Genomic DNA, 13,076 nt, shown 5'->3' on the forward strand with positions numbered 1-13,076 from the left:
ATTATCCCCCTTTTTAACTTTAACCTATCAAGCTTTTCTATTTTATAAGGCCTATTTGTTTAAAATAATTCAATGTTTGTTTTGCTATTTTAAAGGGAGCACCAGCAGGAGCTGGATACATATCTTGTTCAACAACAGCTTCTCCAGTATATTGAATACACTCAAGGGTTTTGGTTAGTTGAACAAAATCAACATCCCCAGATTCTGGGTCACACATAACTCCTGATTGGACGCCCTGCGCAAAAGCCCATTCGTTTTCTTCCATTTTTTCTCGAATGCTTTTATTACAGTCCTTTAAATGTAAGTATTTGATACGATCTTTATGTTTTTGAATAAAGGTGTTGGGATTTCCTCCAGAATACAGATGATGTCCTGTATCCAAACAAAGATCGATATCAATATCCCTTAAAAGTCTTTCAATCTCTTCTTCCGTCTCTACATGTGTTTCTGCATGTGGATGAAAAACAATTTGAATATCGGATTTAGCTTTAACATAGTCTACTATTTTTTTTATATTACCAATCATTTGATTCCATTCATCATCATTAAGTTCTTTACTTGCGATACGATCGCCAGTAAAGAGATCTGTATACATTCCATCGATTAAAACTAAATACTTTGCGGACGAAAAGTGACATTGTAATGAGAGAATTTTATCTAAGGTTTCATAAATAGGTTGAAGATCATTAATAAATACGATATCCGTCATTAATGTGGTTGCAATTAGCTCCAAATCTCGTTTAGAGAGCTCTTCTTTTAATCTAATTGGATCCGTAGGCAAATAACCCCATGGTCCTAACTCCAAAGTTTTATAACCTGCTTCTTGCATTTCATCTAAACATTGCTCCCATGATACTTGTTTTGGATCATCGGAAAACCATATTCCCCAAGAGTCAGGGGCAGTTCCTATTCTTATAGACATAGAGATGTATCCTTTTCCTCGACTCTTTCCCATTGGTGTGTCTTAGCAGATTTTAAAATAGCTTGAATGCATGTATCAATTTTGGCCCCAAATTCAAAGTTACACACATACTCTGCATCATTTGTAAATGCATTTAATACCTTAGCCACTTCAATCACCTTCATATCATTAAAGCTAATATTAATACCTGAAGCTGGTTGAAATACACCATAATCTCCATGATCTGGACCCAACAATATATTTCTAAACCCTCTATGCGTACTTTCTTCATTATGGAAGTAAACATTAACCTCATTTAGTCTCTCTAAATTAAAGGTAGCTGTACCTAAAGTGCCTTGAATTTCAAACGCTAAATAATTTTTTCTTCCAGTACCAATACGACTTGTAGATAATTGACCAATGGCCCCGGATTGATATAGAGCTGTAAAAGCCATATAATCTTCTGTTTCAACACTTGCCATTTCTGATGCGCCGGTTTTGGCTGGTCTCTCAGGAATATAGATTTTTGAAACAGCATTAACAGATTCAATATCTCCCATAATATATTGCGAAACACTTAATAGATGAGAGCCTAAATCGCCCAATGCTCCACTACCAGCTTGTTTTACAAGGTGTCTCCACGTAATAGCAATGGAAGGGTCAAGAAGCATGTCTTGATCATAACGTCCATCAAATCGCATGATTTCTCCTAACTTTCCTGACTGTACTAATTGTTTCATATATTCAGTGGCAGGATTCATAACGTTATTAAAGGCTACATAATTTAACACACCTTTTTCCTTCGCAATTTTTGCTAATTCTTTTGATTCCTCTGCACTTAGAGATAATGGTTTTTCACAATATACATTTTTTCCATTTAATAAAGCAGCTTTTGCTATTTCATAATGAAAAACATTTGGAGTGACAATGTCAACAATATCAACCTCATCTGAATTAATGATATCCATCCAATTTGTCGTCCATTTTTCAAAACCAAATTTCTTAGCTTCCCTCTTAGAAACGCCTTCATTTACATCCATAATCATTTTAAAAACGGGCTTACCTATTTTATCTCCATATAAACTAAAGGCAGTTGTATAGGCATTCACATGTGCTTTACACATCCATCCGGCTCCAACCATTCCAATCCTCACTTTTTTACTCATCTATTATCCCTTCCTTATAAGTTATTTGCTATTATGTAGATAGTATAATTTGTTTATGGTTAAGAATCATCGGATAAAATTGCTCAATAAATATCAAAATATTGCTGTGGAGGTTAGGATGAAAGTAAATGAACTTGGAGTTTTGCCCAGCTCGGAACTTTATGTACATACCCCTAATGAATTTTCAAGAAAACATTTATTTACGATTCATTTTGCAGGCCGTTATGACTGTGACATGAATTACATTATTGAAAGAAATTTTCATGACTATTATCTACTTCTTAAAGTAATTCGTGGACAACTTCGATTAGAATTTGAACAACAAACTTTTACTGTAAATGCTGATGAATTACTACTTTTTGATTGTCGTATTCCTCATAAATATTATGCAACAGCACCCCTTTCTTTTGAATTTATTCATTTCAATGGAAATGTCAGTAAAGAATTTTATGATATGATTATCCAATCATATAGCCCAGTTATATCAGTGATAAATGAAATGGAGATTATAAGGACAATAGACAATATTTTTCACATGTTAGAACATAATGAGATAAGTGATTTTAAAGCTTCATACGAAGTCCATAAAATATTAAGCTGTTTATTGGAGGGAAATCATACCTTATCTTCAGAATCCGACTTAAAGGATGTTATGACATTCATTGATGAAAATAGTGAAAAGCCTTTAAATATTAGTGATTTAGCTGATATAGCATCACTTAGTGTCTATCATTTTTCGAGAAAATTTAAAAAGTTTACCGGTTTGTCACCCCATGAATATGTCATTTTTAAAAGATTAACACATGCTAAATCATTACTAAAAAATACGAGCTTCTCCATAAACAAAATATCCGACATGATTGGATTTAGTTCACCTTCACATTTTATTGCTACCTTTAAAAAACATATGAATATGACTCCGAAAGAATTTAGGAATTTCCGTTTTTAGAGATAAATCGATTTATAGTGTCACTTTCCATTTTAATTATCCGGATAGTTATGTAGACAAGTTGTATATATAATGCTTTTTTCCCCTGGATGTTTTATCTATTAACTGTATGATATATATGTTATATTCCGATTTATGGTTAGCTGTTTTGAACAACACAGAGATAACTTTGCAGAAAAAGATAAAGAATTGTGTAAAACACAATTGACAATGATTATCATTACCATTAGTATTAGTTTGATGTAATTATTAAAGTATTGAATAATTACTAATTACATACATTTTGATACAGAGGATGGTTGTTAACCTCCCCTATACATTAAGGAGCAGATTAAACTGAAAAAGCTATTTATACCCTTTCTACTCTTGTGTGTCCTTATTCTCAGCGCTTGTGGAAATGACGAGAAATCGAATACGAAAAACTCATCAGAAACTGAAAAAGGAACGTTTACTTATCAATCAGAAAATGGTCCTGTTAAAGTACCTAAAAACCCGAAAAGAATAGTTGCTCTGACGAATGGACCGAATGTACTGGCTTTAAAAGGAAACCTTGTTGGAATTGACGAATGGAGCAGTACAAATCCTCTCTTTAAAGAAAAGTTAAAAGGAGTAACCGTTGTATCAGAGGATGATTTAGAGAAAATCATTGAACTAGATCCAGATTTAATTATTGCAGGATCTCAAATGAAAAATATTAATAAACTAAATGAGATTGCTCCAACTGTCGTATATACTTGGGGTAAGTTAGACTATTTAACACAGCAAGAGGAAATTGGAAAACTCTTAAATAGAGAAAAAGAAGCAAAAGAATGGGTTAACGATTTCAAAAAACGTGCAAAATCAGCAGGAGAAGCAATACGAGCAAAAATTGGTGAAGATGCCACTGTTTCTGTAATTGAAAATGGAACAAAAGAATTTTATGTATTTGGAAACAACTATGCTCGAGGAACAGAAATACTGTATCAAGCAATGGAACTAAACATGCCAGAAAAAGTAAAAGAAACAGCTCTTAAATCAGGTATTCATACAATCTCAACTGAATTGCTTCCTGAGTTTGCTGGAGATTACATTATTCTTAGTACCACCCCTGATGGTGATAATTCATTTTTAAAAACGGATACATGGAAAAACATACCGGCAGTTCAGAACAATCATGTATTTAAAATTAATACTAAAGCATCTACCTACAGCGATCCAATCACTCTAGAGTATCTTCTGAAATTTTTTGAAGACTCTTTTCTTAAAAACTGATATATAAAGAAGGCATTCTTTCATTAAGAATGCCTTCTTTACTTTCTTTTTATAAAAATAAGTAACAAGTTGACTCTTTTATTAGTATTCGATTTGAAAAAGAAGGAACAATAAAGTATAATTGATTATGATAATCATTATCAATTATGGCGGTGGATAGATGAGTGATCAAGTATATCCTGAAACAGAATTGCAGAAAACACTTGTTATTAATTCTTTATTAGATTTGGGCATTTATAAAAAAGGAAACAAACATCTGTATGAACTCACTCTAATAGAATTAGAAGAATACTACGATGTAAAGAGACATATGTAAACCAAATAACTCTTAGAATTTCATTTTATTCATCTATAGATTACTTTATTCTGTTCTAAAGCTTTCTCCCCATAGTCAAAATTATATCCATTTAAGGGTACATGACATGATTGTAGAAAGGATATAACATGATTCTCTTGAGAGATGTGGCAAGATACGAATACAGTCAACTACCTGTCCCTAGTCGTAGTTATAAGAAACTTCAACATAATGGATGATTCTCTTTTTACTTTATAAAGAAGAATGAATGACAAAGATTAAATAACTATTTACATGATGGAGAGTGATTTAAGTGCAAGCTAGTGCAACTGATATCTTTAAAAAATTAGGTGTTGAAGAACTTAACACTCCTTTGCCTCATACATCTAGGTTGGAAGGAAGATATCCTGGAGAAGAAATCATTGATTATGTTTTAGGGTCAATGATACATATCTATTATAGACAAGAAGTAATGGATGAATTAGAAACATTAGATTCTGTAATTTCTAATAATAAAGGTGAGAAGTGGGTGAATGTTAAAGAACTCTTCTCTGTGATAGGGAAAGACAGTAGAGAAAATCTGGAGTATGGAATTTCAAGGGCTTATGAGTTTGGTTATGTGAATGTAGTATTATTTAATGGAGTAAGATATTTTAATCTAACTGATAAGTGTGAGAACGTAAAATTATATGAGGTTTAACCTTATAAATACAAAAGCTTATACTAGAAAGTTTGAGCTTTTGTTATAACCTTTAGCCTTCTTATAGAAAAGGCCGCCCAATATCCATTCATGGATAAGGCGGTCTTAAGTATATTTATGACTAACTAATAGAAAAGTAAGTCTTAGTAGTATGGATCTGTATAGATTACTTTCTAACTTAAACTCTAGTGAGATAACACTAGAGTTCCGTTCTCTGATCCACTTTAGAATTTTGCTTGAAAGGAAAAACTAGAATTTACACTTTGCTGCCAATAAGGCAACTTTAAAATATTTTCAAAAGAATAATTGTAGTTTATTATAGGATATAGTTGTTATTATTCAGGAGGCATTTATATGAGATTGACATTAATGAAGTCTAAAATCCATCGTGCAACAGTGACAGAAGCTAACTTGAATTACGTAGGGAGCGTCACTATTGATGAAGAAATCCTTGAAAGTGTTGGATTATTACCAAACGAGAAAGTACAGGTTGTTAACATCAATAATGGCGAAAGAATCGAAACTTATGCAATTAAAGGGGAAAAAGGTAGTGGGGTTATTTGTCTAAATGGAGCAGCAGCCCGTTTATTCCAACCCGGTGATTTAGTAATTATTATTGGTTATGCTGATATGGAAGAAGAAGAAGCCAAAGTCCATAAACCCAAAGTAGCTATTATGGGCGAGAATAATGTAATAGAAGAAATGATAACAGATGAGAATCATGGTGAGAAAAAGGGGACATTAGCCCTCTGATAAAATAAAAAGTATGTAAAAGGATAAAGCTTTTTATTTGTTGCGGAATCTAATGTATATTAATCTATAAAACTGGTCAAACTAATAACACATTCCCCATTCGTATAAATTTGAGAATCCTTTGCTGCTGATCAGCAAAGGATTCTTTTTAATTACAGTTAGTTCATTATAAGTTAGGTAACGTAAAATAGATTATTAAAAGAGAAAAAGAGCAAATTCGTTCAACAACACCGAATTTGCTCTTTTGTGTCCAAGCTTTCTGATCCTCTAGCTGCTTTATTTGGTATGGAACGTTGGAACGACAATACAATCATCAAATTTTTGCTTTTGAACGAACTAATAACGAGTTTTATAAGTTCTGAGGCAGGGCATTTTTCCAATACAATTCCCTTTTTGGATAGAGGAAATAGCTGAATTTCGAATCAATCTAAAAATCGCGCCACAACTAGGGAGAGATGTTTACATCATTTTATTTACCCTTAGCCATATTGAAAAAATTATCTTGCTTCGGAAATCCTCTCCGTCCACTCTCCAACAAATTCAGCTTCATTATAAGAATAGAAGTTTTTTAGAATCTCCTCACGATTATCAGAGAATAACTGGTCTGCCACAGCTGACACTAGTCTAGGTATTCCATATCTCATTCCTGAAAGCGCAGAGGCTGTGATGCCACAGCTAACTAATGCTGAATAGTTAAAAGCAAAAAGTCCGTGAAGATGTTTTGACTCCTTTTTATCTCGGCATGTGAAAGTAAATCCAGGGCCAAGATAAGGATGCGCATCAAGCATATGATTGGCGATCTCATCAGGTGCATTATAATAGTCATCCCAACGTGCAATATGGCGTTCGAAAAGCTTTAGCTCTGGACGTAGGGAAGGATTAGTAACAAGACCGGTAGCAATGATTAGAAAATCAAAAGTAAATTTACCTTGTGGGGTAGTGACAACAGCCTTCTCAGCTTCATACTGTACGTCAAGCCATGGAGCACCTAAATATAATTGAAAGCCAGGATGCGAAGCTGCACGTTCAAATGTTTCATTTGTAGGGGGTTGATTATGCTTAAAGAAATGAGCCATAACGGCATATTTATCAGCATCGGATAGAACATTAAAACGTTCAATTAGACCTGACCCCTCCATTTGTCGAATGGGATTAATGCGTGGCATCTCCGTGCGGCGAACAAACACATGAGCTGAACTTACTCCTTCGGATAATGCAAAATAGGCATTATCAAAAGCTGAGGCCCCACCGCCTAAAACTGCTACCTTCTTACCTTTAAGCGCCTCAAAGTCAATGTTTTCTGAGGTATGTGCATAGAGGTGACGAGGTAATGATTTAGAAATCATAGGTGGTACGTGCCATTCCCCACCGCCTTGAATACCAGTAGCTAAGATAACCTTACGGGCCAGTAATGTATTAGAAGGTGCGCCTGCTCCCTCAATATGCAGTCGATAAACATTTTCTTCTGCAGGCTCAATCAGCTTTAGCTTTACCTCATTAACAACAGGTAGATTAAGAACTTTCCGATACCAACGTAGATAGTTCATCCAATCGCCCCGTGGAATCTTATCGACGTCCTCCCAACTTTTTGATCCAAATTGCGCTTCCCACCAGGAGCGAAAAGTCAGAGAAGGAACTCCAAGATCAATAGAGGTCAAATGTTTAGGTGTCCGCAATGTCATCATACGAGCGTAAGTTACCCATGGTCCTTCATATCCTTCAACGTTTTCATCGAGGATCAGGATATTAGATATTCGTTCACGCAAAAGCCCAAAGGCTGCACCTAAGCCACATTGGCCGCCTCCTATAATCACCGTATCGTAGACATGACCCTCAGCATGGCTGGTTGGATATACCCAGTCAGCTCCCCCATATGCAAGATAAGAAAGGTCCCTTTTTACTCTTTCATTTAAAGCTTCTAAGCTCATTATTTTTCATTCCTTTCAATATATGACTTACTATCTTGTGCACTAATTGTTAAGTTAGCTGCCTCTATAGATTTGGTAACCCCATGGAGAAACAAGCAAGGGAACATGATAATGTGATGATGAGTTATCAATGCCAATTCGTACTGACACCTTATCAAGAAAGGCTGGATTAGATAGTTGTACCTCTTTTTTTCTAAAATAATCTCCAATATAAATTAATAATTCATACTCTCCCGATTGCATCTTATCCAACGTAAGAAGTGGATCATCTAATCGACCATCTAAATTAGTTGTTGCGGTGTTTAACAAACATCTATTTGATCCTTCCCAACGATAAAGCTCAATATCCACCTCCCCAGCAGGGTGACCGTGTGTTAAATCTAAAATATGGGTTGTAAGTCCTTTCATCTCATCCACATCCTTATTTAAATTATTTGATCTTCTATTCTAAATTGAACAATCTGATAGATTTCTGTTAAAGCTTGATTAAATTCCTGCTCCTTTGAATTCTTTAATCTGCTCTTCATCGCTTGCAGAATTTCATCTTTATTTTTTCCACGAACAGCTAAAATAAAGGGAAAAGAAAATCGGTGAACATACTCTTGATTCATCTCTAACAAGAACTCATATTCAGCTTCTGATAGTTGACTTAAACCAGCATTTTTTTGTTCATTTGTGGAAAATGAACTCATAGTTTTTCGTGTTCCTAAATGGGGGTGAGCCTGAATTAAGTCCAATTTCTCCCTCTCATTCGCTGTTTTGACAACGGTAATCATCTGTTTATAAAGATCATTACGGGAACTAAAAGGACGAAACTCTTCTACCCTTTGAATCACCCATGGAGAGTGTTCGAATATGTCCTTTAATTTTTCCACAAACTCGGACAATGGCATTTCATTTAAATCATTAATAGTCATCATGTTCTATAACCCCTTTATTCTTTTTTCTTCAAACATATCTCTCTCATCCTCTTCACGCTGAATGGAGGATGAAGGTAAAATGGTACGAAAGTTAAAAAATAGGTTCATTAATATCGCTGTTAGACTTCCTGTAATCACTCCATCGCTAAAGAGCATGCGTAGCGATGGCGGCAATTGACTAAATAACTCAGGTACAATTGTTGCACCAAGCCCTAATGAAATTGAGCAAGCAATGATAAGTGCATTGTTTTGATTGGTGTAATCAACTAAACTTAGCATTTTAATTCCTGAAGTTACGACCATACCAAACAACACTACTGTTGCACTGCCAAGTACGGGAGCAGGAATTATGGTAACAAGAGCAGCAATTTTAGGAACTAAGCCAAGGAAAACTAGGATACTCCCTGCTGCAACGACAACATTTGTTGATTTATTTTGAGATAGTTGAACTAATCCTATATTTTGTGCACAGGTATTATAGGGAAAAGCATTAAAAATACCTCCTAAGGTAATCGCTAGACCTTCTGCACGATAACCACGAATGAGATCATCTTGGGTGACAGGACGATTACAGATTTGCCCTAAATTTAAGAAAACTCCTGTTGATTCAACAACGATAACTAATCCTACAATTAACATTGTGAGGATAGGCCCGATCTCAAAAGATGGGGCACCGAAATAAAACGGTTGAGGAATTTGGAACCAGGAGGCTTCTAAAACCTCCTGAAAATCTACTTTTCCCATCATTGCTGATAGCACTGTACCCGTAATAATTCCTAAAAGTACGGCGAGAGAACGAACGGACCCTTTAAAGAAACGATTAATAACAAGAATAAAAGCTATAACACTTATGGATATAAGGAGGTTATCTAAGCTCCCAAATTCTTGATTCCCTGTTCCGCCAGCCATATTTTTGACTCCCGATGGAATTAGTGATAGGCCAATGACCACCACAACAGTTCCTGTAACAACAGGGGGAAAGAACCTTACAAGTTTTCCTAGATAGCGAGCAAATAAAAAAAGGAAAAGTCCTGCTACTATAATGGAGCCATAGATAGAAGGAATACCATATCGAGTACCAATAGCAATCATCGGCGACAAGGCCACAAATGAAGCCCCTAATACAACAGGTAGACCAATTCCAAAATACTTGTTTTTCCACGCTTGTAGTAAGGTAGCAATACCGCAAGTTAATAAGTCAATAGCGACTAAGTAAACCAACTGCTTCGAAGTTAAATTTAATGCTCTTCCAACAAGCAATGGAACAAGGATTGCCCCAGCATACATAGCCATGACATGCTGGGCTCCTAATGAAAATACTTTTAAATTCATCTTTTATCACCCTCAATTTTCTGTATAAAAAAAGCCGTAGAAATAGAAGGGAAATCCTCCTATATCTACGGCTCCTAAACTACGTATAACGAAATTTAAGCTCCTGAATTTTTAAAATAACAAGTCTGTGAAGAAAAAATGATAAATCAAAATTTCTCCAACACTTGTATTAATAGTTGTTAGATATTAAGCGATTGTTCTAAGTAAATGACTGTACAAGCGTGCTCGCTTGTGGAATCATAATCCTTAAATATGGTATTGACTTTCATACCAAATTTCTTCTCGAAGTTTTCTTTTAAGCGAAGTTTATATTCCATGGCTAAAGCCCCGTCAACGGATATCGTTAACTCAGGATATCTCTCACTTAATACTGAAATTAAAGGAGAACGCTTTGTCTGCGCAAAAATGATAATACAGTTATCCTGAATGTCAATTTTCTGCTTACTAACGCCTGTACTATAAATTTCTTGGTTGAGGTCATTATAGAGCTGCGACAGCTGCCTTTTGAAAGAAGAATTCACCATACTCACCTGCTGCTTTTCATTCTTTTACTTAGAATATAGGTATTATAATTCTTTGTCACTTCTAATGTCAGAAAAACTAACACAAAATTTTATATATTCTTACTATTTTATAACTTTATAATAAGAGCAAATTAAAAAAGTTTAATCATGCTGTTTCTTGAAATTTGGTAAATAAAGAGTCATCACTTAATCTTAAGATTGAAAAAAGCTTCATGAGCTTTTTGAGGCTCTTCAAACCATTCTGCAACTTTATCTGCAATCTTTTGATCTTCTACGCCTGCTAACAAGAGTTGAACAATATGCTGAGGCAGCATTTGAGTCATGGCATTTGTCCATTCTGTTACTTCCCTTACAAATGTTTTTGTTCGATCCCAATATGCTTCTCCAAGTTGGGTACCCCAGTTTGCATCTCTATATTGAATCAACGTTTCGTACAATCGTTCAGCGCAATAAGAAGAAAGATTACAACCTTGACCAGTAATAGGGTCATTAAGAAAAACACTATCTCCACAACCAATTACTAATTTATTTTTAAAGGTTGCATAAGGTTTTCTAATTACAGGCTTAATAGCAATTTGAAGAAAGGCTTTTTCATCGGAAAGGGTAAAAATATCTTGTTCAATACGTTCGTGGATGTCTTGGAAATATTTTTGAGTTACATTTTTCATCTGATTTGTAAATTCTTTTGCATGTTTAATTTCTTTAAATGCATCTAATTCCCTGTTTGGAACTGCCATAATGAACAATATTGTAACAGGTCCGTGCTCTGTCATGGCGGGAATTTCAAACATTTCACCCACTTCAGGCAGAACCGTTACACTTATACCTAGAGGATTGTTAGGCTTTACACCTAAAAAATAACCAACGATACACTTTCGTTGGGGCACTTGGAAAGGAGAAAATTCCTTTTCAATAGGAAATGGAAAGAGAGGTCCAGATTTTCCGGTACAATCAATGATTAAATCAAACTCATCTACCAAACTTTCGATATCATTTTTATTGACTCTCATAAGTCGAAAAGAGACGCCTTTGTTTTCAAGATCCTTTAAACACTGTGAAAAATAGAAACGCTGATCAACAGATAATGCTGGCTCTTTTAACTTTCCGACGAATAGTTTTTGATTACCAACCGTCATATGGATACTCTTAAGAAGGGTCTTATCTTCCCATTTTGGCATTTTAAAGCGATTTTCTCGGTTTCTTGTTGAGCCAAAGTGCACTTGCGTAGACATAACTCGTCCATTTCGGATTTTATCGGAAGAGTTTGAATGAATAACCGTCACATCAAATTCTTCTTTAAGAGAATAAGCCAGCTGCAAACCGGCTGTGCCACTGCCTATAATACATATTTTCTTACTCAAAATTCTCTCCCCTTTGTTATGTAAGTGCTATAAAAAATAAAAGTTAAAGGTCTAAATTTTCTGACTTTAATAGTCTAAATAAAATACAAGGGGATGTAAATGCGACGATTTATTTAATTTTTATATCGTTGATACCAAATTGAACAAGAGAAAATCCTACCTTACCCCAATCGAATGTTTAATACATCCATCAAAATATGAAAGTCTAATAGAGAAAGAAACGAACGAAATAAAGGATCATTAAAATGCTCGAATTTTGCATTTAGTGAGGAATTACTTACAAAGTAGAAGATAAATGCAAATTTCAAGCTTGTATTTTGCTTAGTCAAAATTTCTAAAATGATACTTACGCTTTTTACATATTTTCTTTGGCACAACAACTAATAGTTGTGGAAGTATTCCCCACACCTTCCACAACCCTCCTTGTCGTTACTTTGTTCTTATATGGTCTTATATAAAAGTTTTTTACTTATTCCTTTTGGTGATTTCCTAGATGGAAATACTCCCCACACCTTCCACAAACGCCCTTGTCGTACTTTTAGTTATCTATAAGATAAAGACGTTATCATATAAGTCCTACTTAGCTTTCTTTAAACAATATTCATATCCATAGCAAAGACCGCCCAATATTCATCAGTATATAAGGCGGTCTTATGTATATGTATGACTTATGATTATTCGCTTTTTCACGACAATATTCCATCCTATGATTCTAGATATCAAAAAAGTCTTCAGCTTTTGCATTCTTATTGACTTTCTTAATAGCTGTCATAACTTTTTTAATTGTAGCTGCACTTGGGTTGCGCTTTCCTGTACAGATTTCGCTTATAGCATTTCTAGACACCTTTGAATTTTTGACTAACCATTCTTGAGATCTACCTTCATTCATCAACCACTTTTTTAACTTAGTTTTCCGTTCTGGCATTATCCTAACACCTCTATAATACGTTTTTATATCTTCATTTATGCCCTCTTTTTAACGATTTCATACAAAAC

Annotated in this window: 14 protein-coding genes; 5 read left to right on the top strand and 9 right to left on the bottom strand. The window is 34.6% G+C overall.

Going from position 1 to position 13,076, the window contains the following annotated elements:
• Nucleotides 1-37: 37 nt before the first annotated feature.
• Nucleotides 38-922 carry a sugar phosphate isomerase/epimerase family protein gene (locus B9N79_RS23515; protein ID WP_085119173.1) on the bottom strand — a complete coding sequence of 295 codons (885 nt, stop codon included), beginning with the start codon at nt 920-922 and terminating at the stop codon, nt 38-40.
• Nucleotides 913-2,067 (bottom strand): Gfo/Idh/MocA family protein, encoded by a 1,155-nt coding sequence (locus B9N79_RS23520; RefSeq protein WP_085119175.1) that lies wholly within the window; start codon nt 2,065-2,067, stop codon nt 913-915. Before B9N79_RS23520 ends, B9N79_RS23515 begins: the two co-directional genes overlap by 10 nt.
• 118 nt (nt 2,068-2,185) lie before the next feature.
• Here B9N79_RS23520 and B9N79_RS23525 point away from each other — a divergent pair, with 118 nt between their 5' ends.
• The 5 genes from B9N79_RS23525 (at nt 2,186) to panD (ending at nt 6,015) form a co-directional block, all read left to right on the top strand.
• A complete protein-coding gene (locus B9N79_RS23525) occupies nt 2,186-3,016 on the top strand; it encodes a helix-turn-helix transcriptional regulator (RefSeq protein ID WP_052264246.1) in 831 nt (276 codons plus the stop codon).
• Nucleotides 3,017-3,352: 336 nt separating this feature from the next.
• On the top strand, nt 3,353-4,267 hold the full coding sequence (locus tag B9N79_RS23530; RefSeq protein WP_085119177.1) for an iron-hydroxamate ABC transporter substrate-binding protein: 915 nt from the start codon (nt 3,353-3,355) through the stop codon (nt 4,265-4,267).
• A gap of 160 nt (nt 4,268-4,427) precedes the next feature.
• Nucleotides 4,428-4,583, top strand: coding sequence for a Fur-regulated basic protein FbpA (locus B9N79_RS23535; RefSeq protein WP_019392763.1), 156 nt, complete (start codon nt 4,428-4,430; stop codon nt 4,581-4,583).
• Nucleotides 4,584-4,875: 292 nt separating this feature from the next.
• Nucleotides 4,876-5,262: a hypothetical protein gene (locus tag B9N79_RS23540; RefSeq protein WP_085119179.1), complete on the top strand. Its 387-nt coding sequence runs from the start codon at nt 4,876-4,878 to the stop codon at nt 5,260-5,262.
• 354 nt (nt 5,263-5,616) lie between these two features.
• Entirely contained in the window at nt 5,617-6,015 is a 399-nt protein-coding gene (gene panD / locus B9N79_RS23545; RefSeq protein WP_040057307.1) for an aspartate 1-decarboxylase, read from the top strand.
• Between the two features lie 497 nt (nt 6,016-6,512).
• Here panD and B9N79_RS23550 read toward each other — a convergent pair whose 3' ends face one another.
• The 7 genes from B9N79_RS23550 to B9N79_RS23580 all read right to left on the bottom strand — a co-directional run bounded on the left by B9N79_RS23550 (nt 6,513) and on the right by B9N79_RS23580 (nt 13,005).
• On the bottom strand, nt 6,513-7,943 hold the full coding sequence (locus tag B9N79_RS23550; protein WP_085119181.1) for an NAD(P)-binding domain-containing protein: 1,431 nt from the start codon (nt 7,941-7,943) through the stop codon (nt 6,513-6,515).
• Nucleotides 7,944-7,997: 54 nt separating this feature from the next.
• On the bottom strand, nt 7,998-8,351 hold the full coding sequence (gene uraH / locus B9N79_RS23555; protein ID WP_019392759.1) for a hydroxyisourate hydrolase: 354 nt from the start codon (nt 8,349-8,351) through the stop codon (nt 7,998-8,000).
• Nucleotides 8,352-8,368: 17 nt separating this feature from the next.
• A complete protein-coding gene (gene uraD, locus B9N79_RS23560) occupies nt 8,369-8,863 on the bottom strand; it encodes a 2-oxo-4-hydroxy-4-carboxy-5-ureidoimidazoline decarboxylase (protein ID WP_085119183.1) in 495 nt (164 codons plus the stop codon).
• Between the two features lie 3 nt (nt 8,864-8,866).
• Nucleotides 8,867-10,195: a nucleobase:cation symporter-2 family protein gene (locus tag B9N79_RS23565; protein WP_085119186.1), complete on the bottom strand. Its 1,329-nt coding sequence runs from the start codon at nt 10,193-10,195 to the stop codon at nt 8,867-8,869.
• A 179-nt stretch (nt 10,196-10,374) separates the two neighbouring features.
• Nucleotides 10,375-10,716 carry a Na-translocating system protein MpsC family protein gene (locus tag B9N79_RS23570; RefSeq protein WP_019392756.1) on the bottom strand — a complete coding sequence of 114 codons (342 nt, stop codon included), beginning with the start codon at nt 10,714-10,716 and terminating at the stop codon, nt 10,375-10,377.
• A gap of 185 nt (nt 10,717-10,901) precedes the next feature.
• Nucleotides 10,902-12,080 (bottom strand): styrene monooxygenase/indole monooxygenase family protein, encoded by a 1,179-nt coding sequence (locus tag B9N79_RS23575; protein ID WP_085119188.1) that lies wholly within the window; start codon nt 12,078-12,080, stop codon nt 10,902-10,904.
• Nucleotides 12,081-12,792: 712 nt separating this feature from the next.
• Nucleotides 12,793-13,005 (bottom strand): helix-turn-helix domain-containing protein, encoded by a 213-nt coding sequence (locus B9N79_RS23580; RefSeq protein WP_019392754.1) that lies wholly within the window; start codon nt 13,003-13,005, stop codon nt 12,793-12,795.
• Between the last annotated feature and the right edge of the window lie 71 nt (nt 13,006-13,076).

Source organism: Priestia filamentosa (genome assembly GCF_900177535.1).
Classification (GTDB): Bacteria; Bacillota; Bacilli; order Bacillales; family Bacillaceae_H; genus Bacillus_I; species Bacillus_I filamentosa.